The organism is Paenibacillus sp. FSL H7-0350 (genome assembly GCF_038593195.1).
Taxonomy (GTDB): Bacteria; Bacillota; Bacilli; order Paenibacillales; family Paenibacillaceae; genus Paenibacillus_AQ.
Genome location: NZ_CP151972.1, coordinates 958592 through 980679, shown reverse-complemented (window position 1 = coordinate 980679; position 22088 = coordinate 958592). Strand labels below are relative to the sequence as shown.

Here is a 22088-nt window from a genome sequence, read left to right as displayed (position 1 = left end):
CCCCTCCCCGTATATAAGACAATACTTATATTCTAAGACCTTTAAGATGAATTATCAACTTTGCAAAATAATATTTGCAATTTGCAATTAATTGCGCTATAACTACATCAAGAGGTGAGAACAATGGAAACCCCAAGAGAACTATTCCAAATCATGACCCGGCGCTTAGGGCTTCTCAATAAGGACTGCTGCAGCGTAGGAGGGTGTACTCTTTCCGCAGCCCAAAGCCATCTTTTATATGAGATCGATCGGAGTCATAATCCTTCCATGCAACAAGTCGCCGAAACACTTGGCACTGATATTACAACCTTTAGCAGACAAGTCCAGTCTTTGGTAAAAATGAACTTGGTTAAAAAGACACCTAACCCCACAGATCGGAGAATTTTAACCCTGTCGCTTACAACTGAAGGAAAAATGGTAGCTACAACTATTGATCACCAAATGAATGAATACCTGAACGAAGCCTTTTCGCATATGAGTGAGTTTGAAGTAGAAACATTATTACGGTCCATTAAGCTTTTCAACGAATCTATGGGAAAACTCAGCAATTGCTGTGCACCTGTAAAAGGGTGATTTCTCTTCTTTTTTACTTGTATGTTGCAAATTATATCAACTAAGGAGTGTATAATCATGACCAAGCTTACGAATGATCAGATTCGCCAAAATGTACGGGGATGTTATCAAAAGATTGCTGTAAGAAACGTTGAGACTTCCTCTCCCAGCCGAACTTCTGCTGTCAGCAGTTGCTGTGACTCCCCATCTGATTTCAGTGCCATATCTGCTAAGTTGGGTACTCCAGTGAGGATATGACACCTGAGATGATCAGTCGAGCAAGAGATAATGCCCTTAAAGGTAAGTTTAGTAACACCGAATTCAGATTGGGCGAAATAGAGCATCTTCCTGTTGCAGATAATTCGATCAACGTCATTATCTCCAACTGCGTGATTAATCTCTCCCCTGACAAACAGCAAGTATTCCGTGAGGCTTATCGTGTTCTTCAGCCTGCCGGTCGTCTTGCCATATCTGATATAGTAACTACAGCCGAGCTTCCTCCTGAGATCAAAAATGACCTGGATGAATTATATTCGGGTTGTATCTCAGGCGCCTCTTCCATTGCCGATTTGGAATTTATGCTTCAGGAAAGCGGCTTTACTGAAATCAGCATTGAGCCAAAGGGAGAATCTAAAACATTCATCAAAGATTGGATTCCAGGTGCGAACGTTGACCAATACATCGTCTCTGCTGTAATTAAAGCGAGAAAGTAATCTTAAGGGGATGTTCATGTGATTAGTACATTAACTGTTCGTCAGGCCACACCTGAGGATATTCAAAGCATTCTTCGTATCTACAATCAGGGGATCGAGGACCGGATCGCTACACTTGAAACAGAAACGAAAGACTCTTCATATATGGAATCATGGTTCAACGATCACCAAGGCCGTTTCAGCGTTTGGGTTGCTGAACGCGAAGGTGAAGTCATGGGCTGGGCCTCACTGAACCCATATTCTCACCGGTGCGCTTATAACGGCGTCGCTGACCTTTCTGTATATATTGATCGAAGCTTTCGTGGGCAAGGTGTAGGCAGCTCCCTCCTGGAATCCTTACACAAGGTAGCAAAAGAAAATAGCTTTTATAAAATGGTTCTCTTTACCTTTCCGTTTAATGAGAGTGGTCAAGGATTGTATCGAAAAATGGGCTACCGGCAGGTTGGTGTATTTGAGAAGCAAGGATTGATGGACGGAGCGTTCATTGATGTGATGATTATGGAGAAGCTACTATAAAAATGAAGATTAAAAGGAGAAGTTCCACCCGCAAACGGAGGAACTTCTCCTTTTAATCTATACCTACAATCTCACTTCTTCTCTCCATAAATAACACATCTCTCCAGACTTCGTTCATTTCCCGGCCTTTTTTCTAAGAGTTACTAACCTCAGTTCCCATTTTCATCGTCTGGACCATGTTATATTCTTTCTTCACAATCTCTTCGAGTTTTACGATAGCTTGATCATGAACACGATTAGATACGATCATTTTAATAACTGTCGTTCTATAAATTTCCCATAAATGACTTAGTTCCATGCTTTGTTCTGCTAACTTCTTATAGAGATTTGTATGGGACGATTGATCTTCCAGTAACTTAAAAAGCCTGTTATTCTTCTTATGATTCTGTGCAAAAGAACTGCTTCTCAAGGCAAATATGCTGGTATCGTTCAAATGACCTACAAGTTCTTCGAATTCCTCTACATAATCGGTCAACGCTTGTAGTCCCAGCTGATAATGAAGACCATATTGCTCGAGGAAAACGACTTTATCATCCAATAGATTGCTTCTGAGTTCTGAGATAAACGAGTCCTGTACTGAAAATTCATGGTTAAAATTCCTTATCGATCCTTCATGCACAGAAACCGTTATGAATCTGACTTTTTTGCCGCTTTCCATTAGATATTGGGTAGATTCCTTAATGACTTCAAGTGGAGTTTGATAATCGTGCATTCGCCCTGGAGATAAGCAATCTTCAATTACTGTGTATGCATCCCCACTCGCACATTTTCCATGAATAAAGGTCGGATGGATAAAATGTATTTTTCCGGATTCTCTTCCACTGGAATAAAAAAAGCGGTCCACATCGAGAAAGACATATTTCTTCTTGTCTAAAGCGCCTTGAATCATCTCATCCAGGAAAGGGATATCAGATTGCTCAAGAAGCTGATCCTCAAAGCGAAGATAATGATAGAGCTGTTCCGTGTCATATTGAACCTTCGGCAGCATTAATCCTTGATGCAGCAAGCTTTCAAAATTGTCTTCGGGGAATGTCTGGTTGATGATTTTTTTCCAGTACTGCGTTTTAAAAGTCAGAGGCAGCTTCTCGAACGATGAATGATGACTAATGAGAATCGCCATCAAGTTATTATTAACACAATCAAGCCAAATGTCATTATAAGGCAATATCCGATGGGTAGGTGTCACATGGTCAACTCCCTATGATGAACTCACTTATTAGGTGGACAGCCAGCTCACATCATTTAAGGTACCGTCAGGGCGAAGCATAACTTCCTTCGGAAGAGCATGAGACAGAAAATGAACATTGCCGCAGGTTAAGCCATAGGCCCCCATATGGGGAAAAGCGATCCAATCCCCCGGCTCTAGAGGGGGGAGCATGACGCTGCCTTGCAGCACATCTGTGGGAGTGCACAATTTACCGCAAACATTGTAGGAGACTCGACCCTCTCCTTCACCGGATTGGTATAGCCTGCGCTCCCCCGCCTTCCAAAGCTGAAGCGGCAGAGGCTGCTTGAAGCTTCGTCCCATCAGGCTGGAAAAAGCCCGATGGTGGGTTCCCCCATCGACAATGGCGAAGGCTTTGCCTTTGGAGAGCTTGGTGTACAGCACTCTGACCGCATAAATCCCCATAGTTGCGGCAATTCGCCGCCCTGATTCTACGAATACCATTTTCAATTCCAGATCCCGGTTGCGCTCTAACTCCCCGGCAAGATACGCCCCGAAAGCTTCGACAGGAAACGGCTCATCGCCTTCAAACATGGGAACGCCGAAACCGCCGCCGAGCCCTAAGCATCGAAGCTGCAGGCCGAATTGGTTGCGCACCTGCCGGGTGAGACCGAACATCATCGGAACGCTCTCCCGATAAAAGTCGAGGTGAAAATTCTGCGTGCCCTGGTACGTATGCAATCCGATCAGCTCTAGCCCCTCAAGGTTAATGGCGGTTTGCACCGCTTCATTAATTTCACTGTCGTCGATGCCAAACTGGGAGGCAAGTCCGACCGATGACATACGCGAGCCTTTGGTTCCAGTAGACAAATTGACCCTTAACATAACGGGTGCGGCAATACCCAGCGCAACAGCTTCATCGTGAATGACAAATAGCTCCGGGATGGACTCCGCATTAATCGCGTAGATCCCATGGCGAAGCACATGATGAATCTCGTCCGCGCTTTTGCCCGGTCCGGTAAACACGATGCAGTTCGGATTTACCCCGTTAGAGCGGGCCATCTCATATTCCCCAACCGATGCGACTTCGATCGGCGAACCCCAGCCGTTAATGAGACGGCATACCTCCGGATTGGGATTGACCTTCATGGAATAATATAGCGTCACATCCTTGGGTAAAGCGTCCCGCAGCGAAAAATAATCGGAGGCCAGCTTTCCCTCGTCATATACATAAACGGGTGATCCAAACGGCTTGGCTGCTTCCAGCCAAAAGGGTTGGCCCACTTCCTGCGGATTAGACAGTCGTTGTGAAGCCATAGTCATACGACAGCTCCCCTCCATTCCATGATTGCTTCCTCCAGCCCTTGACGGGCAAGCTTCTCAGCTTCATCGTCCACACCCCAGCTCAGAGTCGAGACCCTGCAAGGCCGGATACGGTCTGCCGATTCCCCGTCATGGTGGAAACCATACACGAATACCCCGCCTTGTTCGGCAGAGATCCTTATCGATGCCACCTTTTCGGCAAATTCTGCAAATTTGGCTCCAGGGTGGAGCTTGAAATCATAGGATTGAGTCTCCATTCTAGGAAACCCGTGTTCGAGCAAGTGCTTGCGAATCTTCAGCAAATACGTGACCATGGTAAGACGGGCGTTGATCTCAATAACCGGTATTAAAGTTCCGTCTTCATCCAGTATGGAGTCTACCCCGAGAAAGCCCTCGTAGCCCCGGGAATGTAAAGATGTACCCAGCTGCTGCAGCTGTTCGGTATAAGCCGCGATCAAGGATTCAGGCAGGTCCGGGTGCAGACGGCTCCCTCTGTACACTCCTGCATCCGTAATCCTCTGCTCGGTCATAGCCAGGATCTCGCAATCTGTTTCCCCCAGCCAGAGTTGTGCCGTCAGATGGCGCTCGACCTGATGCCAGCGTTCCACCGTCACAACCGGTTGCCCGCCTCCCCGCGAGATCTGCCTCTCTAAATATCCAAGCAGCATCTCCAAATCCGGGCCTCGATGGATATGGAATAGCGCTTTACCGGAAGAACCGTAAGCGGTTTTGACAACCAGCCGGGCTCCAGGATGCCGTCCCTCCAACTCGGCGCAAGTATGGCGGATCGCGTCAAGCCCCTCGCATATCCTACCGTCGCTGACTGGAAAGCCGATTTCTTCGCATAATTTACGCGTTGCGATCTTGCTGTTCAGTTCCACGGACAATCGGGCTGGCGGGCCGATCCATCTCCCTCCGTTTTCCTTGAGAAACTGCTCCTCCTGCTCGTCCATCAAGTAAGGAACAGCAATCCGGTTGCGAAACTCACCCGTATATTCAGACCGTGCGCCAATCGCGATTGAGGGTATGGCTATCTTCTCTTCTTCCAAATAAGATAGGAATTCAGGATCCGGAGCCTCTTTCAGGAGAACAAGATCCTCCCGGTCAGCCAAATAAATTTGGTAGAGATCCATTTGCGATACGAGCCGGTCTCCGGACGCATTGTTAATATGGGGTAAGCGAATCTCTTGAGCGGCTTTTCCTTGTTCCCAATTAATATTGGAGTACCAGAGCTTCGGTGCGCGCGTTCCGGTCAGATGCTCCACATAAGGTAGGTTATTCATTATCCCGTCACCTCCACTTTCTCCGGCTTGAGATCGGACTCCAGCCCTTTAAGCCAGCCTAGCTCCGACTTTAAGATTTGAAAGGGTATGGCTCCGAACCATTCCAGAGATACCGGGGCTTGGATAGGGTCCAAGATAAGGCGCTTCATTATGGCTTGGCAGTCCATTTCTCCATCGGCCAAGGGTACGATACCTCTGCGGCTGCCGCTCGGAGAATATATATTGTTCGGAGAGAATACTTCGAGCCATTGCCGGGATTCCACATTCTTCAGATGGATATTGACAATCCATGGCTTCAAGCGTTCGTAGGCGGCAAGGGGATCAGCGCCCGATTCCCAAATGTGCAGAAAGTCCAAATTCAGCTTCAAGGCTGGGTGGCCGGTTTGCCTGAGCAGTTGAAGTGTGGAATCTAAGCCGTCGGCAGCGGTTCCCGGATGAGTCTCAACCACTGTATAGACCCCTTCCCTCTCTGCTACGGCGCACAGGATATTTAGACGTCCGGTGCAAAGCTCCCAGTCCTTCTCATCAAGAGATTGACTGCTCAGGTTTCCGGCGAAAATCCTCAGCTTATCTGTGTGGAACGCTTTGGCCGCCTGGACGGTTTCCTGCCATTCCTTAAGCAGAACGTCCGTTGGGATATTCCCCATGAGAGGGATATAATCGCTCAGCATGTTGATTTCGAGCCCGTAGCTGAACATTTCGTCCAGCATACCTCCCAGCTCCTGTCCCCGTTGGCGAAGCAAAGCCTTGGCATGCACGCCCCACAGTTCTATACCGTTGAAGCCCGTATCACGAGCATAACGGAGCAGCTCCCGGAAGGATACCAGCTCGTGCCGAAAAGAAATCGTGCATAGATTATACCGCAGTCAGATCACCGCCTATTCCATTCATCCAGGCCAGGAATTGAAGCTCCGCATCCTGAATGTCCCGCAGCCTGGCAAGAGCCGAGCGCAGCAACGCTTCGTCCCCGATGTTCTTGCGGTATTTCACCAGCAAGAAATTCAGTGTCGTCCATAACTTCACGATCCCGCTGATCCGGTTCGTCCCTTCTAGCGCCTGCCCCTTGTCCATCACGCCCAGCCGGGCAAAGCTATTCCATATGGAAGATCGGAGCTTGGTTAAGGAAGCAATGGCGATCGAGTTCTGGTTCAACCAGTTCGAGGTTTGTTCCGGGCTTAATGCTAGAGATTCCTGCAAATCCCGGGCAAAGCAGTCCAATGCGGCGGTACCCGAACTGTATTGAGAACGGACATACATTTCGTAGTTTCGCTTGGCTGCATAGGTGAAGATATCATGCTTGCCGGGAGACTCGAACACCTTCCCTTCTTGATCCGGCTGAAGCTCGTAGAAAATGATCTCCTCCTCTTCCGGCTCCGCTGATGCCCGCATAATCTCTTCTCCGGTCAGGAATCCGTTGAAACCGACAATGGGATCGAATACTCTGAAGGCGTTACGCGCTTCATCGAAGCTATCTGCGAGGATATAATGATCGAATCCACTCTCCGCCATGATCAGCATGTTGGGAGGGAAAAAATCCAGATCGGATGGGCGGCATTTCACTACCGCACGGTTCCCTGACTGAACAGACTGCTTCAGCGCCTCAGGTCCAGTTCCCTTGTAAACCAGATGGATGCCGTACAGAAAGGGCAAGCTTTTGTTCAACCGCACATGCTGGCTCGCCGTAATAATGCGCGAAACATAATTGACATTCCAGTAATCCAGCAGAAACAGATCAGGGTTGGCCCCGGACCGGTATAAGTGGGTCAAGATGCAGGAAGCTGCACATTCCATCGCCGCCAGCTTCAACATTTCCGGCTTGGCATCCGGCGTATCCGTATGAGACGTCATCTCTTCATTCTCCTTCTTCATTTGAGGAAATACGGCAAACAAAGGACGGTATTTTGCCGCTGACAGGATCGGCTTCGAGCCTTGAGACGGTTTCTATGGACAATTTCACCGGCTTGCCCGCCGCTCGGTGAAGAAAAGCGGATAGCTTGGCCTGCACGTCCTCGAACTCGCTTGGCGAGGCTTCAGTCGCCAGCCGGACGGAAAAAGAGGTGAATGTATTCTGCACGATCTGAAATTGGCGGACTCCTCTGGCTGCAGCAAGCTCCCAAAAAAACTTGTCCAAATACCGGAAGACGGCGGAATGCACCTGTGCTCCAGGCAGCCGAATCTGGGATGTTCGAACGGGAAGCAGTTGAAGAAGGAGACGGCCGGTTTCAGGGTCCCTGCGAATACTTCCGATATCCCCTGTCCGGTAACGGACATAAGGCAGACTCCTCATGATCAGCGAGGTGACCAACACTTCGCCGAATTCCCCCTCCTCTACATGGAGTCTTGAGGCCGGATCAATAATTTCCACATATACGGCGGACTCATCGATTTCCAATTGGCCGCTCTGGCCTGCGAACGCGATACACCAGAACTCTTCCAAACCGTAATAGTCTACGCATGGAACGCGGAACACCTCCTCGATCCGTTCTTTCTGAGAGCCATGCAGCGTTTCGCCCCAGTTTTGGGTAAACAGGAGGGAAGCCGGCAACGAATATCCCCCGTCACGCATATATTCGGCCAACGCGCAGAGAGCGGAAGCTCTCCCCTGGATAAAATGAGGATCTTCCCTGATTATCAGTTCTGCATAATGTCTAAGGGACCTGGGCTCCGCCAGCAGACGGTTGCTCAGCAGCAGCATCCGGTGCCTGGGCGGCAGCCCCCACTTTTTTCTATGCTTATACAGGGTCAGCGAGAGTGTCCATATCTCCTCCGTAGTTTTCACACAGCGGAACGGCACTCCGGTAGTTCCCGAGGTGAACGATTCGGTCACCCGCCTTGCATCAGGATGTTCGAAAAGGGCGCGGTTGTCTGCGATCAAGTGTTTGTCTGTCATCGGCAGCTGATGGAAATCAACGTCCGTATAAGGGTTATAAAACGGGTACGTCCTGCGCAATTCGTCAGCCAGCTCTTGCAAATGGCCCGGGGTGAACACCTTCATGAAGCCACCTTGCGTTCTACAAAATGCAATACGGCCTGGACGCTTCGGAACGATTCCGGGCGAATATCGTCCACATCCAGCTCAAAGCCGAATGTATCCTCCAGCGCCGACAGAAGCTCCAGTATTTGAATGGAGTCGATTCCCAGATCGTCTACCAAAGCATGATCCAGCTCGACCTCGCTGGTTAGCCTCTTGGCCACAGCGGCTATCGTTTCTCTCACCTTAAAGAATATATCTTCATGCTCTATGGACATGATCTTCCTCCTTCACCATAGATTTCAGGGCTTTGCGATCCAGCTTTCCGCTGGCTGTTCTGGGCAGAGCCGTAACGAAGCGGAAATCCCTGGGACGCAAGGCCGGGGATAACCGCTTAAGGCACCAGGCATGCAGCTCCGGGCTCTTGACAGGCTCTGTGGAAGCTTCGGATACTATCACGGCAATCAGACGATGTCCCCATTGAAGGTCTTCTACGGCCGACACAGCAGCGTCCGCCACCCCAGGCAAGCTTAATAGGACGCTTTCGACCGCTTCCGGGTACACCGTGTGTCCCCCGACAAGGAGAGCGTTATCGGTTCGCCCGGTCAAGTGCAAATATCCATCCTCGTCCAGATACCCGGTATCCCGGGTATGCAGGCCGAGGGGGCCTAGGATCTCGCGGGTGCGATCCGGATCGTCATAATAGCCGATCATCACATTCGGCCCCCGAACGACCACCTCACCACTCTCCCCTGTGGCCGCCTCCCTTCCGTCCTGAACGATGGCCAGCTCGATGCCGTTAATGGGTATCCCGGCGGATTGCGGTTTCGTCCTCAACTGAGCGTAGGGCAAATACGAGACGCGCGGAGAGGCTTCGGTCAGTCCATAGGAAGGCGTCAGCCGCACGTGAGGCAGACGGTCAGCCAAACGAAGCAGCATGACGGCAGGCATCGGGCCGCCGACAATGAGCATCTGCCGGAGCGGCATCAGATCCTCCGCCGCCCATTTGGCGGAATGGATTAGAGGCAGGATCGCAGACGGCACAGTGCATAAGAAGGTCACCTTGTTCGTACGGACGCACTGGATCATCTCGAAGGGATGCACGAAGCCCCCGCTTAGAACAAGATTGGCTCCAGAGGCCATGGCGGCAAACCATTCCCCAACAATGGTCGAGCAATACCCCAGTGACTTCGAGAGCAGAACGATGTCCCCGTCGCACAGAGCCGTGTAGTCCAGGATCGCGTCCACATTGGACAGCATGTTGTGGTCGCTCAGCATGATACCCTTCGGCTCTCCCGTCGAACCGGAGGAGAGGAATATCATACGCGCGGCCTCTGGCGGCGTGTACCGGCGTACCGGCCGCGGAGCGGCGCCGATTCCTGCAACCGGTCCGCTTGCCATACCTTCATACAGGCAGAATGGCAACTCTTCCCCTTGCATGTTCCATTCCTCAAGGGTGGGAAGCTTCTCTTCAGAGACGAACACAGCTTCGGGTTCAAATTTGCGGATGAGGCGAAGCATATCCTGTCCTGGCATGTAGCTGTGGATGGGAAGCGGAATGCCTCCCGCCAAAATGACGGCCCCGATGACAGCCAGACACTCCGGCGTCGGATTCATCCAGACGGCCCCGATAAAATTCGGACGCAGCTGCTCCTGCTTCAGCCGTTCAGCGAGAAGGTCCATGCGGTTTCCGAGTTCCGCATAGCTTGTCCAATCGGACTCGCCGCTTCGTGCCGCGTAAGTGATTCCCCGGTCATGCCTTCGTGCACGTTGAAACAATTCCCTGAGGGTGCCTGTGCCCTTCATGCCAGCACCCCCTCTTTAGGAGAGGCCTGTCCGGCCACAGATGTATCGCGCTCGAAGGTCGAGGCCATAGCATAATACTCAGCCGATTGTTTCATGAGCTCTTCGTGGTCGCCTTCCGCCACCAGACAACCGTTCTCCATCACCAGAATACGGTCCGCGTTCATAATGGTTTGCAGGCGATGGGTCGCTACCAGAACCGTCTTGCCCGCCATGGCGCGGCGTATGGAATCCATGAGTTCAATCTCCGTAAGCTGGTCCAAGGCGGAGGTCGGTTCGTCCAGGATAAGAATATCGGGATTGTGCAAGAGGACACGCGCAATAGCCAGCCTCTGCCGCTGTCCGCCAGATAGCTGGAAGCCTCTATGGTCAATCTTCGTGTTGAGTCCGTCCGGCAGTTGATCCAGCAGAGATCCTAGCCGCGCATTCAGGGCTGCTTGCATGACCATCTCCTCCGTCGCGTCCAGATTCCCGACAGCAATATTTTCCATAAGGGTACCCCGGAACAAGTAAGGCTCCTGGAACACGATGCCAACCTTGCGGCTGATCGCGCTGCGGGTCATCTCCTCCAGATTCTGTCCGCCGATTCGAATTTCACCTTCGAGCACGGGCATCATCCCAATAAGCGCCCGGAAAAGAGTGGATTTCCCGGACCCGCTTCGCCCGACGAAAGCATAAACCTTGCCCGGAGACAGCGACAGTGACAGATCCTTCAAGATTTCCGTTCCACCGTACCCGACGCGCAGATTGCACACTTCGATATCGGACGGCGTTGTTTCAAGCTGAGGCTCCCTTGCAGGCGAAGCCTGCTTCCTCTCGTTTTCCGAATAGGGATCGATCGGGGTCTGGATAAATTGCTCGATTCTGCCCATGGCAACTTCCGCGCCTTGAAGCTCTCTGAAAAAGTTGTTAATCTGCTGTACCGGATTCAGAGCGTTCTGCAGATAGGTTACGGAAGCAACCATCATACCGACGGTCATCATTTGGTGGAGCACCTGATCGCTGCCGATCCAATAGATGGCAGCCAGGATCAGGCTAATCACAAATCCACTGATTTGAAACGACATAACGGCATACAGCGTTTCCCGGGTGCTGGCCTTCACCAGCCCCTTGTACATCGTTTCATTCCGCTTCTGTTCCCATCCCTCCAGTCCTAAAGCCCGGATTTCTTGCGAACTTTCGATCGCTTCATAGAGATAGGTTCCGATCTCTTCATTATGGGTTCGAACGTCGGACGAATAACGCGCCACAGGGTTGCGGAACAGCCCTGGCACCCATAAGAGGAAGGGGATGCTAAGCGTCGCAACGATGCCAAGCCGCCAGTCCATATAGTACAGGATTCCGAGGGATATCAGCATCATAAACAGCTGTGAGGTAATCTCGACCAGGATGTGGTTGAGGAAATTTCCCATCGTAGCGGTATCCATCCCGAGCAAGGCCGAAAATTTCCCGGGGCCTTCCTTCTGAATTTCCGGAATGGGGATCTGCCGGACATGCTTCAACAGCTCGTTCCGGATATCCAGCATATTACAGATGCCCAAATAGCGGAACAGACCTACCCGGATAAACAGGAACACGATGGAGAGAACACCTATTCCCAAGGAAAGGCTAAGCAGCGGGACAATCAGTTTACGGTTTCCGCCAATCAGCACGTGGTCGATCAGATAGGCGAAGATTAAGGGCTGAAGCATGACGAGTCCCAATTGCAGGAACGTACAAACATAAGCGATCAAGGTTAAATTCCATTTGATCTTCACGTAGGGAGCAAGACGTCGGAACAGTTTAAACGTGTGCATGATGGTTCCTCCCGGCAAAATGTTGAATAAGCGGCTTCACCCTGCGCATCCATTCCCCCGTGTCACCCTGCGGCTGCCAATCCAGAACCGACAGCGGCGATTCATTCAAACAGCCTGTCGCTTCCAATAAGCTGCAATGATAGATTTCGTTCAGCGTTCTCATAGAAGATTCCAGCAGGGCGGTCTCCTCCGCCTCACCCGCTATCTGTCCAAGGGGAGCATTCAGGAGCCTCCTGATCTGCGGCATGATGGTGCGATAGTCGTACATTAGAGCGCCAAGCCGCGCTCCTTGCGAGAGGTTGTCGTGAAGCTTCTCATCCAGCAGGACCTCGGTGCAGCTTCGAACCAGCCCGCCCAGATCTATCTTCGGATGTTCACCGGTCCAATCTACCTGGACGAAGGAACCGTCCACGCCGTCAACAAGCAGCTCCCGGAAACCGTCCCAGTTGGTGCAGACCACAGGAAGACCGTGGGCTTTCGCTTCCAGGAGGTTGAAGCCAAACGTCTCCCCCGGATCGGTGGAGAGGTTGACCAGAAGCCTGGATTCTTGGAACAGGCGGTCTTTCTCACTCCCGTGGACGGGACCTGTAAACTCCACGGTTTGCTCCAGTCTATATTCCGCTACGATGGCTTCAAGCCGTTCTTTATATCGGTCCGCTTCCTGCAAAGACCCCGTATATTCTCCGGCAACCGTCAATACAGTGTCCGGGACACGCTGCTTGATTTCCGCCATAGCCTCTAAGAGCACATGAATGTTCTTCACCTCTTCCAGCCGGCCGATGGATAACAGACGTTTACCGGCAAGCGGCCGAACCGGCTCCGCAGCCAGCAAGGTGTCGATGCATAACGGGATCTTATGGGCATGTGCATACCGGGGTGAGAGATTAACCAGCGCCTGTCTGCAGGATTCCGTACTGGCAAGCAGCACATCCTGTTCTGTAATCCAAGGTGCACAGGACAGCCAGTTTGTCAGCCAACGGGCGGATGCGACGGAATGGGCGATAACCATGAAGCGAAGCGGAAGCTTGGAGAAGCTCCGAACCAGCATCAAGTAAGGCATGAAATAAGGAGCGTTCACATAAAGCGTATCGATTCCGTATTCCTCGCATAATCGGGCCAGCCGCTCCGATGCTTGCGGAAGCGAAGACATCGGCTGCTTGGAGAACTGGCGAAGCGAACCCCCGAAGATCTTGGCAAAGCGTACCGGCGGAATGCGGATGAGCTCCGTATATTCAGCCAGATACCCTGTCCACTTGTCATCAATCACCCGTTCGTTCAACCGGGGGGAATGGCCGTCGAAGCAGCCCACACTAGGTCTGCACTCCGCATGCAAATCGAAGTTTCCAGCGATGATAGACATCGATCAATTCCTCCTTCAGCTGTTGCTCCGTCCTGTGCAGCTGCTCCACCTTATCCACCAGCAGTCCGATTTCTCCGGTTCGTCCCGGCATAGACGTACGGATCGCCAGGTATGCGAGCGTACTCCACATTCTTATGAATCCTTCCAGCTGCTCCTGATACAGCTCCGTACCTTGATTAAGCGCTTCCGAAAAATATTGATACAGCAGCCCGTAGCTGTATTTGCGTTTGGCGAGGATGCCGAGCTGGGATACAGCATCCTTCAAGGCCCCGGGCGGATACATATCGGGCGATTCCACCGTCTGCATAATCCTCCGCCTCACCATGCCGGTTAGCGATCGTTCACCCGGATCGGTCTCTATCGTATCCTCGAAGATTCTCGCCACCTCGTGAGCGTCCGGCGCATGGAGCCATTCGGGATGAAGCAGCAGTCCCCCGCCCAGCTCATTGCTCAGAAAAGCATCGTGTACATGGCTCGTGGCCACTAACCCTTCCCATTCAAAATAGCGGTCGTATACCACGAATTGATTGCCCCGCATTCCGTGTAAGATGACAAAATGGGGCTGATGCATGGTTTGAAACGTTCTTTTTTGATAGGGCATATGAAACAGGTCGAGCTGTACCAAAACAGGAAGATCCGGATTACGCCGCAGGACCTCCAGAAACTTCTTCAGGTTGACGAGCTTGTCGGCCCCGTAATCATACCACTCCATGGCCCCTTCCCCGTACAGGCGGGTAAACAGCCGCAAATATTCGGACGGTGTGATGTCCGCTGAGAAATAGGTCAGCTTGCCGTCCTCCGTAACGCTGAATGGCGCGTCCCAAGCACCGATATAGAGCGGACGTTCATCCCATCCGGCTTGCTCCAAGCCATAACCGAGTCCGTTCAGAAAGCAATGGGCTTGTTTCACGTCAAACCTCGGTTTGAACGGCCCGTTTGGCCAATATGCGTTGTGAGATCAAACGCGCGGTAGCGAAGTTCTCCTGCAGAAGCTCGTCGTCCTCGTAAAAAATGTCGTACTGCTGTTCAATCTGCATCATCAGGTTGACCAGCAGCACTGAATCCACGCCTGCATCCTCTAGCGGTGCGTCCCCATTCAATTCCTCCGCCAGCTCCGGTCTGGAGGTCAAATCGGCCACCCGATCAATCACGAATTGTACGATATCCTGTGCATTCACGTTAATCATCATATCCATCCTTTTCTATGATCTTAAGATTTGATGTGCTCCCCCTTAAGGGCGTGGATGAAATCGACTAAAGAACCGACCGTTTGGAAGACGGCAGGATCCATCTCCTCCTCAGGCACAGTTACGTTGAACACTTCCTCGATGTATACCACCAATTGGAGTACCATGATCGAATCTACGTTTAAGTCTTCGTATAGCCGATCTTCCTCTTTAATGACGTCCGGGAGAGAGAGCTCCAATTGTTCGGACATGAGCTGCCTCAATTGAGATACCGTTTGTTCCTTATCCATGAATACCATACTCCTCTTCTACCAATTGTTTTCGCATTACCTTCCCTGTACTCGTCTTCGGAATGTCCTCCGTAAAAGCAATAAAGCCCGGAACTTTATAAGCAGGCAGAAACCGCGCGCACCACCTCTTCACATCCTCCTGAGACAGCGCATCGCCCTTCCGGACGATTCGAGCTTTGACAGCTTCCCCCCAGACGGGATGCGGAGCCTTGTGCACGACAGCTTCCTGAACGCCGCTGAGCCTCCGGATAACATCCTCCACCTCGGAGGGAGCTACTTTCAGTCCTGACACATTAATCAGATCATCCATCCGGCACTGAACATGAAGCCTGCCGCTGAGCCAATATCCCATATCTCCGGTATGAATCCGGCGTCCGCCTGTGGCAATGATTATTTCATCCGGCTGATCCCGGGTTCCGGCTCTTTCCATTGCCATATGCTCCAGCAACATCCCGGCATCCGTAGAACCGGAGGGCCGGTCGCCAAGCGAGATGCAGCCCGCCTCAGAGCACCCGTATTGCTGGATCACCTTCACACCTGCACCCCCAAGCCTGTTCAGCAGTTCTGCAGACATCGGGGAGCCAGAGGATACCATCTTTCTAAGCAGCACCTTCTCTCTCATGAGGCTGAGCAGAATTTGAAAGAGAAAGGGCACTGCATACACCACATGGCGATCATGCTGCTGCATGAGATGCAGGGCGAACTTGGGGTTCTTGTCCGTCACGATAACCGGCTTGACTCCGCGCTTAAGTGCGGAAAGCGTGCCTGTGATTAATCCGAAGGAATGAGACACGGGCACCAGAATGATTGGTTGATCCTCCCCGCTGCAGGGCAGCATCTTGTTGTAGGCCTCGATTTCCATTTGCACATGAGACCAAGACCGTTCAACTAACTTGGGAGCGCCGGTCGTGCCGGAGCTGAATTGAAGCAAGGACGGCTCACCATTCATCCGATCCAGGCGTGAGTGTAGAGGGTGAAAGACGGCGCTGCCTCCTGCATCTGTCAGCAGACCTGTACAGCCTGCGTCTTCAGATTGACGGAGAGCGCTTTCAATCGGGGTATCGCCGTTGATCAGAAGCACCGAGCCCTCACTCCTAATAATCAGCTCCGTGGCGGCCAGAATATTCGCCGGCTCCTTCATGCATACAGCTGTCCGCCGTTCCTTCCAAACAGAGGAACCCAATAATGCGTATATCGCGTTTATTCGACGTTCCAGTTCATGCTGGTCATAATGTTCTTTATTAACAATGAACATGGAGTCTCCTTTCCCGTGATATTTTTTTACTTCTTTAGATATTTTCTCCACATAACGACGCTTTTCCTTCTCTTGTAGTCAGGATTGCTGAAAAGAGACCCTTCCGGCTGGATCTTGCCCAGCCGAAAGGGTCCTCATGTTTCTGTTTACGCTTTTACTTAGCCAGATATTCGATGAACTTTATAAAGATAGTAGCTACTTCAGCGCGGGTGGCGGTGGCTTGGGGGGCAAAGAAGTTGTCCGGCTTGCCTGATACAATTCCGATGCCCTGCTGTGCCTGAACGGCCTTCAACGCCCATGGGCTGATCTGACTCTCGTCTGCGAAGGACTTAGAGTGGCTTGCAGGTATCTCATAGCCTTTGTACTTCATGTAATTGTACAGCATCACCAGCATCTGCTCGCGTGTCATCGGTGAATGGGGTTCAAACAGGTCTGCGTTTATACCGTTGACTATGCCGCTTTCGGCCGCCCACTCGACTGCCGCCGTGTACCACTGCCCATCCGGCACGTCTCTAAAGCGGGAATTCGTGTAGCCGGAGCGGTTAACGTTCTCTAGATTGGCCAGTACCTGCACGTACATCGCACGCGTCATTGAGGTGCCTGGTGAGAACATCGTGGACGTCGTGCCGTTGAAAAGACCGTATGTGTAAGCGGAGTTTACGTAGCTGTAGAACCAGTCGTCCATGTTGACATCCCTGAAAGGATTGCCAGACACCACGAGGAAGCCCAGCGGGGTGTCGTCATCGAACACAAATTCCGTACCCTCATGGATGTTCAGCGACATGCCTTTGTCTAAGCCGGCACTCGCGCCGCCGTGTAGTGTCACTTCGGCGCTCTTGCCCGCCGGAAGGGTCACCTTACCTTTTGAGTCTATAGTCGTACCTTCGGGTACCTTAATCTTCGTCCCGCCCTTGGTCACAATCTCGCCGCCGCCGGGTAGGGTGGTGTTGCCGTTCTTGTCCGTGACCGCGGGCTTATCCTTCGGTGTGTTCACTGTGTAGGTCGGCTTCAACGATCCAGTGACTGTCCCGGTGCTGGTATTGCCTGTATTGCCAGTATTGCCCGTATTGCTGGTGTTGCCCGTACTGCCGGTATTACCCGTATTGCCACCAGAAGGATTGGGTACGCTCGTTTTTCTCTGTGCGAACATCCAATCAAAGACGTCAGTGTAGTCATTGTTCCAAGTCGGCAACTTAGAGGACTGCGCAGTAGGTTTAAGGCTCCACTCCTTGTTGGAACCTACATTGGACAAAGTATCCTTGTACCCTGAAATATTGTTCCACAGAACTGAAGCTTCCATCTCATGGCCGGAAGGAATCCAATTGGTTCCATTAACAGGTGCTTCCGCCTTTGTCCATTGGTCATAAGGCCAAACGAATATTTCATTTCTGTCGATGAACGTGTGCCTGGCGTTTTCCAATAGGGGCATTATATTTGCAATATAAGTTTCCGCCCCTGTTTTTATTGTTGAAGAATCAGTTGTGTTAACGAATGACCAGTATGCAAAGTTTTTAAGAGTTTCGGCTTGTTTCGCGTTGATTGATGGCGGATAAGACATAGGCGCCGCGGCTGCGAGCAAATCGGGATATGCCGTCAAGAAAGTATTCGTATAAGCGGATCCCATAGAGAAGCCTGCCATGTAAATACGGTTGGGGTCAACAAGTCCCTTTCTTACCAGATCATCGATATAAGCCTTTAAGGTAGCGGGTGTTGCCTGAACGTTGTTTTGAGCCCGCAAAGCGATTATATGACTAGCATATTTAGAGTTCTTCTCCATTTTTTTCATAAGCGCGGTGGCTCCGTTGGCGGACCTGATGGGCGCAAAGGTATCCCCGTCCTGTGTACCGCCGCGGGTAGAACCGTGAGCGTAGATGTAAAGGGGAAGCCCTTTTACCGGAACGCCGTTACCGTCCTTATGAATATAGAGTCCATACTGCATCGCTTCCGCTTTGTCAATTTTGGGACCCACTTCAAATTTGTCGATGATTTCATTGACGGTACCTGACTGTGCGAAAGACGACTTAACAATGGCAGCCTTACCATCAAGCTTGATATCGCCACTAGATACAATGTTGTAATTCTGGATGGTGGATTTGGATGCTTCCAAAGTGGACTGTCCGCCGGTTAATGTCCAAAATTCCAATTCTACAACGATGTAGCGGCCTTTAGTAAGTCCAGCTTGATAATCCGGGGAGTTCTGGTTCACCCCCTTATACCCTCTGGGTCTAGGTTCGTCATTGACGTATACTCTATTGACGGTGCGTGTGCCTTGATATGCCAGGTTACCGTTCAGCAGAGTATTCCTCGCCGAGACTGTAAACAGGTTTGAACTAAGGTCGGCACCCACAGCTTCATTTCCCGCACCCAGATCGATGATAACGGCTGTGGTAAATTCACCGGTGGCAAAGTTATCGTTGTATACGATAAAGTTAAGTAACGTTGCGGCCGGATCGGGTTTGAATGTAACATGGATTACCTTGTCATCGGTGTTCACGTTTTTCAAGGTATAGGTATTGTTTGCAATCTCTACAGACGCACCATTTACAGTTACTGTATCCACGACATAACCGCTGATCGGAGTGAATGTAAAGGATTGGCTTCCGCCGTCAGCTACCCGAATCAAGCCGGATGGCGAGATGGTGCCGTTTAATCCTGCCGTGGCGTTAACGGGGTGCCTGGATACCGTGGAGCCCCCAAGCAGCAGCAAGCTATTCTTGAAGCTGTCAGAACTGCCATAACCCGCGTCGGGCTTACCTAAAGCGGATATAACCTCATAACGGTCATTCCCCGCACCAGTTGAGTTATTGATGTACACATCAAACGTAATCGGGGAATTGCTCGTGAATTCAATGGTTCCTCTAGGTATCTTCACTTCTGCGATATACCCGGTGTCCGTTCGTTTAACCGAACCGTCGCGGCCCGCAGCGGTTTGACCTGAGAAAATACCGCTTGCGCCAATACGCCACTGGTTTGAGCCGCTTCTTCCGTCACCGACATAAAATTCCACACTGTCGGTCATGTACTCAGTGCCAGGCGTGTGACCGACGCACACATTCGGATCGGTAACCACAACGCGTGCATACAGAAAGTCTTCGTCCCAAAATACTTTAGCTTTGCCGGTGGCCTTGGGACCTATCTTCTGGTCGGGTGCGCTACTGTTGTTTATGTCAAACTCCACAGCTTGTTCCCACAGTTTGTCGTTTGTGCCCAATACAGGTGAACCGTATCCGGTAACAGGCCGATTGTTTGCTGCGGTCTGCGCGAACATCCAATCAAAGACATCAGTGTAGTCATTGTTCCAAGCCGGCAAGTTAGAGGACTGCGCTGTTGGCGCTATGCTCCAAGTCCCCATCGTTATGTCGTTGTAAAGAACCGCCGCTTCAACTTCGTGGGCCACCGAATCACTCAGGACAGGTGAATGGTTCGGATTCGGTTTCTGATTCGGCTGATCAAATTGATTATAAGGCCATATTAGAGCCTCATTGCTCGCAAAGCGCGAAGCTCTCGCGTTGATCATTTTCGGCATATTGGCGGTTATGAAGTTAGCTAGGTTAGTCTGGTATCCTCCAACGTTATACTCATTGATAAACATCCAATAGGCCAGGTTGGTGTGAACGTAGTTGGCGTTCGCGTTCGGTGAGCCGCTTACCGGAGACATAGGTGCGGCGGACGCGAAGAAGCCGGGATAAGCGTTAACTAAGCTGTTCGTATACTGTCCGCCCCATGAGAAGCCCGCCGCATAAATACGGTTAGGGTCTACTGCACCGCTGCCAACCAGGTCGTCTATAACCTTCTTAACATTGGCTGTGGAGGGAGTACTCGTGCCATTATAGGAAATATTCAGTATATGGCTGGCGTATTTCCCGGGATCTATTTCCATTTTTTTCATCAGAGCGACCGAGCCGTTGGCTGATTTCATCGCCGCTTTTGGGTCAGTCGCAGCGCTTGTGCCGCCGCGTCCCATGCCGTGGGTATAGACATACAACGGCAAGCTCCGCGACACCTCACCGTTTCCATCCTTGTGAAGGTAGAGCGCGCGATTAACTGAATTGCCCGTAGGTGCTGTGAATTGGTCAAGGATCGGATTCGCAACTTTTTCCTGTTCAAAAACCGCGTAGTTAAGCGGCTCCCCTTCTGTCAGTATGATCCCGCCGTTTTGGACGACGCTGTAAACCTGTTTTGTTGAGTTCATGTTGCCATCCAGCGTTATATTGCCGCCGCTCTCAGAATAAAACTCAAACTCAACTACGATGTAACGGCCGCGTTCCAGTCCGTCCTGATAATCCGGTGAACGGCTTACCGTCCCCAGATAGCCGCGTACCTTCGGTTCGTCATTGGCGTATACCCTAGAGATCTTGCGCGTCCCTTCAAAGGTTACCGAGTCGCCGTTCAGGGTCGTGTTCCTAGCCGAGACGGTAAACAAGCCCGGATTAAGCTTGGAGCCTTCCGCCGCCTTCCCTTCGCCTAAGTCAATGATGACAGCCGTCGTGTACTCTCCACGGGCGAAGTTGTCATTCCATACAATAAAGGGAAGCAACTCCGCGGTCGAATCATTTTTGAATGTCACTTGAAGGGTATGGTTAGCGACAACATTTGAAAAGGTATAAGTGCCATCATCGGATAGAGCTGCGTCCTCTCCGTCTACCTTTACGGTATTTACAATTTTGCCGTAATCGGAGGTAACCGTAAAGGTTTTGTCTAAGCCGCTAGCAATTCTCAGAACATTGCCGGGTGCGTTCGGCGTTATCCGGCCGCCCGATTCCGCCGTGGCAGTGATTGAGAATCTGTCGTCCGCTCCACTAGCGTCAATGAGATTCAGGCTGTTTGTAAAAGAAGCAGCATTGTTGTAAGCCGCGTCCGGAGTTCCGAAACAGGAAACGACTTCATAGCGGTCACCGCCCTTTTCCGACGAGTTATTGATATACACTTCAAAGGTAAACGGGCCTGCCTGCAAGTTCAAGGTTCTTTTAGGTATTCTCATCTCCACGATATATCCTGTGTCCGTGATCTCAGTCCATGCAGCTCTTCCGGGAGCGTTTTGCCCTGAAAACACGCCTGTCGCGCTGATGCGCCATTGATTCGCGCCTTGGGTTCCAGCGCCGGCATAAAACTCCAGGCCGTCGTACTGATAATCATTGCCGGGTCCCTGATATAGATTGCTGTCCTCCACGACTACACGGGCATACAGGTAGTCTTGGTCCCAAAGGATCCTGGCTGTGCCTGTGGAATGGGGCCTGGGGTCGCCGGGCACAGTGCTTTTGTTGATGAGATGCTCCATGGTCAGGGCCCACAGCGGGTCGTCTGACCCGAGTTCGGGAGTTCCAAAAATGGCGGTCGGCATTTCATTTGTCTGCAAGCTTGTAAGAGCTGTAGAACTGCTGTCGCCATTAACTGCTTCTGTATACTCGTTGTTGTCAGTGGCGGCGGCAAAGCTGGTAGGCATTAGTGACGCCACCATTAGCAAGCAACAGAGGAACGCGAGCACTCTGCCAAATCGTTTTGACATCATTGAAAATCCTCCTTTTTTTCGATCCGTGCGCTCACGGCTTACCATATCGTATACACCAAGGCTTCAATAGCTTACTTCATCGCAACGGATATAATAGCGCTTTCATTATTTCCTCCTCCGTAAATTTGTTGTTATTTCACCCTATTCCTATGTAGAATTTCGCAATTTATTCAAGTATCAATCTACATGGGCGACATTCAAGATTTGTTTGAGATTGTCATTCAACTAACGTTTTCCGTTAGCGCAATGAAAAAGCAGCCATAGTTTGGCTGCCTCTGCTCAAATGGACTATTACAATTCCCTCAGAATCCCTTCTGGATGGAGTATTATCTGTAATGACCATATTCACTTGAAATGTCGCTCTA

At 51.1% G+C, this 22088-nt stretch carries 17 protein-coding genes and 1 pseudogene; 3 read left to right on the top strand and 15 right to left on the bottom strand.

Features of this window, described 5'->3' with window-relative positions; translation table 11 throughout:
* The first annotated feature begins 123 nt into the window (after window positions 1-123).
* The 3 genes and pseudogenes from NYE24_RS04520 (at window position 124) to NYE24_RS04510 (ending at window position 1781) form a co-directional block, all read left to right on the top strand.
* Window positions 124-573, top strand: coding sequence for a MarR family winged helix-turn-helix transcriptional regulator (locus NYE24_RS04520; RefSeq protein WP_342478165.1), 450 nt, complete (start codon window positions 124-126; stop codon window positions 571-573).
* Window positions 574-630: 57 nt separating this feature from the next.
* Window positions 631-1265 (top strand): annotated as a pseudogene (locus NYE24_RS04515) (methyltransferase domain-containing protein).
* 21 nt (window positions 1266-1286) lie between these two features.
* Window positions 1287-1781 (top strand): arsinothricin resistance N-acetyltransferase ArsN1 family A, encoded by a 495-nt coding sequence (locus NYE24_RS04510; protein WP_036696891.1) that lies wholly within the window; start codon window positions 1287-1289, stop codon window positions 1779-1781.
* A gap of 133 nt (window positions 1782-1914) precedes the next feature.
* Here the strand turns inward: NYE24_RS04510 and NYE24_RS04505 are convergent, their stop codons facing one another.
* From NYE24_RS04505 to NYE24_RS04435, 15 genes are all read right to left on the bottom strand, one after another.
* Window positions 1915-2967, bottom strand: coding sequence for a hypothetical protein (locus NYE24_RS04505; RefSeq protein ID WP_342478164.1), 1053 nt, complete (start codon window positions 2965-2967; stop codon window positions 1915-1917).
* Window positions 2968-2997: 30 nt separating this feature from the next.
* Window positions 2998-4263, bottom strand: coding sequence for a hypothetical protein (locus NYE24_RS04500; protein ID WP_342478163.1), 1266 nt, complete (start codon window positions 4261-4263; stop codon window positions 2998-3000).
* A 2-nt stretch (window positions 4264-4265) separates the two neighbouring features.
* Window positions 4266-5552, bottom strand: a complete 1287-nt coding sequence (locus NYE24_RS04495) for an ATP-grasp domain-containing protein (RefSeq protein WP_342478162.1) — start codon at window positions 5550-5552, stop codon at window positions 4266-4268.
* Window positions 5552-6361: a sugar phosphate isomerase/epimerase family protein gene (locus tag NYE24_RS04490; RefSeq protein WP_342479199.1), complete on the bottom strand. Its 810-nt coding sequence runs from the start codon at window positions 6359-6361 to the stop codon at window positions 5552-5554. The genes NYE24_RS04495 and NYE24_RS04490 overlap by 1 nt, the downstream gene beginning before the upstream one ends.
* Before the next feature lie 46 nt (window positions 6362-6407).
* Entirely contained in the window at window positions 6408-7400 is a 993-nt protein-coding gene (locus tag NYE24_RS04485; protein ID WP_342478161.1) for a hypothetical protein, read from the bottom strand.
* Window positions 7401-7404: 4 nt separating this feature from the next.
* On the bottom strand, window positions 7405-8547 hold the full coding sequence (locus tag NYE24_RS04480) for a hypothetical protein (protein ID WP_342478160.1): 1143 nt from the start codon (window positions 8545-8547) through the stop codon (window positions 7405-7407).
* The gene (locus NYE24_RS04475; RefSeq protein ID WP_076162321.1) at window positions 8544-8801 is read right to left on the bottom strand and encodes a phosphopantetheine-binding protein; all 258 of its coding nucleotides are present in this window, start codon (window positions 8799-8801) and stop codon (window positions 8544-8546) included. The genes NYE24_RS04480 and NYE24_RS04475 overlap by 4 nt, the downstream gene beginning before the upstream one ends.
* A complete protein-coding gene (locus NYE24_RS04470; protein ID WP_342478159.1) occupies window positions 8785-10329 on the bottom strand; it encodes a class I adenylate-forming enzyme family protein in 1545 nt (514 codons plus the stop codon). The genes NYE24_RS04475 and NYE24_RS04470 overlap by 17 nt, the downstream gene beginning before the upstream one ends.
* Window positions 10326-12122, bottom strand: coding sequence for an ABC transporter ATP-binding protein (locus NYE24_RS04465; RefSeq protein WP_342478158.1), 1797 nt, complete (start codon window positions 12120-12122; stop codon window positions 10326-10328). Before NYE24_RS04465 ends, NYE24_RS04470 begins: the two co-directional genes overlap by 4 nt.
* Window positions 12109-13482 (bottom strand): glycosyltransferase family 4 protein, encoded by a 1374-nt coding sequence (locus tag NYE24_RS04460; RefSeq protein WP_342478157.1) that lies wholly within the window; start codon window positions 13480-13482, stop codon window positions 12109-12111. The genes NYE24_RS04465 and NYE24_RS04460 overlap by 14 nt, the downstream gene beginning before the upstream one ends.
* Window positions 13433-14350 carry a DUF6005 family protein gene (locus NYE24_RS04455; RefSeq protein ID WP_342478156.1) on the bottom strand — a complete coding sequence of 306 codons (918 nt, stop codon included), beginning with the start codon at window positions 14348-14350 and terminating at the stop codon, window positions 13433-13435. The genes NYE24_RS04460 and NYE24_RS04455 overlap by 50 nt, the downstream gene beginning before the upstream one ends.
* A 43-nt stretch (window positions 14351-14393) precedes the next feature.
* Window positions 14394-14672 (bottom strand): acyl carrier protein, encoded by a 279-nt coding sequence (locus NYE24_RS04450; RefSeq protein WP_162174478.1) that lies wholly within the window; start codon window positions 14670-14672, stop codon window positions 14394-14396.
* Window positions 14673-14692: 20 nt separating this feature from the next.
* Entirely contained in the window at window positions 14693-14959 is a 267-nt protein-coding gene (locus NYE24_RS04445; RefSeq protein ID WP_076162311.1) for a phosphopantetheine-binding protein, read from the bottom strand.
* Window positions 14952-16100, bottom strand: a complete 1149-nt coding sequence (locus NYE24_RS04440) for an AMP-binding protein (RefSeq protein ID WP_342478155.1) — start codon at window positions 16098-16100, stop codon at window positions 14952-14954. Before NYE24_RS04440 ends, NYE24_RS04445 begins: the two co-directional genes overlap by 8 nt.
* 268 nt (window positions 16101-16368) lie before the next feature.
* The gene (locus NYE24_RS04435) at window positions 16369-21723 is read right to left on the bottom strand and encodes a sugar-binding protein (protein WP_342478154.1); all 5355 of its coding nucleotides are present in this window, start codon (window positions 21721-21723) and stop codon (window positions 16369-16371) included.
* Window positions 21724-22088 lie beyond the last annotated feature (365 nt).

Excerpts from the sequence above, each read along its gene's own strand:
- NYE24_RS04520 (WP_342478165.1), top strand. The coding sequence starts at position 124 with ATGGAAACCCCAAGAGAACTATTCCAAATCATGACCCGGCGCTTAGGG.
- NYE24_RS04500 (WP_342478163.1), bottom strand. The coding sequence starts at position 4,263 with ATGGCTTCACAACGACTGTCTAATCCGCAGGAAGTGGGCCAACCCTTT.
- NYE24_RS04495 (WP_342478162.1), bottom strand. The coding sequence starts at position 5,552 with ATGAATAACCTACCTTATGTGGAGCATCTGACCGGAACGCGCGCACCG.
- NYE24_RS04485 (WP_342478161.1), bottom strand. The coding sequence starts at position 7,400 with ATGACGTCTCATACGGATACGCCGGATGCCAAGCCGGAAATGTTGAAG.
- NYE24_RS04480 (WP_342478160.1), bottom strand. The coding sequence starts at position 8,547 with ATGAAGGTGTTCACCCCGGGCCATTTGCAAGAGCTGGCTGACGAATTG.
- NYE24_RS04475 (WP_076162321.1), bottom strand. The coding sequence starts at position 8,801 with ATGTCCATAGAGCATGAAGATATATTCTTTAAGGTGAGAGAAACGATA.
- NYE24_RS04470 (WP_342478159.1), bottom strand. The coding sequence starts at position 10,329 with ATGAAGGGCACAGGCACCCTCAGGGAATTGTTTCAACGTGCACGAAGG.
- NYE24_RS04465 (WP_342478158.1), bottom strand. The coding sequence starts at position 12,122 with ATGCACACGTTTAAACTGTTCCGACGTCTTGCTCCCTACGTGAAGATC.
- NYE24_RS04460 (WP_342478157.1), bottom strand. The coding sequence starts at position 13,482 with ATGTCTATCATCGCTGGAAACTTCGATTTGCATGCGGAGTGCAGACCT.
- NYE24_RS04450 (WP_162174478.1), bottom strand. The coding sequence starts at position 14,672 with ATGATGATTAACGTGAATGCACAGGATATCGTACAATTCGTGATTGAT.
- NYE24_RS04445 (WP_076162311.1), bottom strand. The coding sequence starts at position 14,959 with ATGGATAAGGAACAAACGGTATCTCAATTGAGGCAGCTCATGTCCGAA.
- NYE24_RS04440 (WP_342478155.1), bottom strand. The coding sequence starts at position 16,100 with ATGAAGGAGCCGGCGAATATTCTGGCCGCCACGGAGCTGATTATTAGG.
- NYE24_RS04435 (WP_342478154.1), bottom strand. The coding sequence starts at position 21,723 with ATGATGTCAAAACGATTTGGCAGAGTGCTCGCGTTCCTCTGTTGCTTG.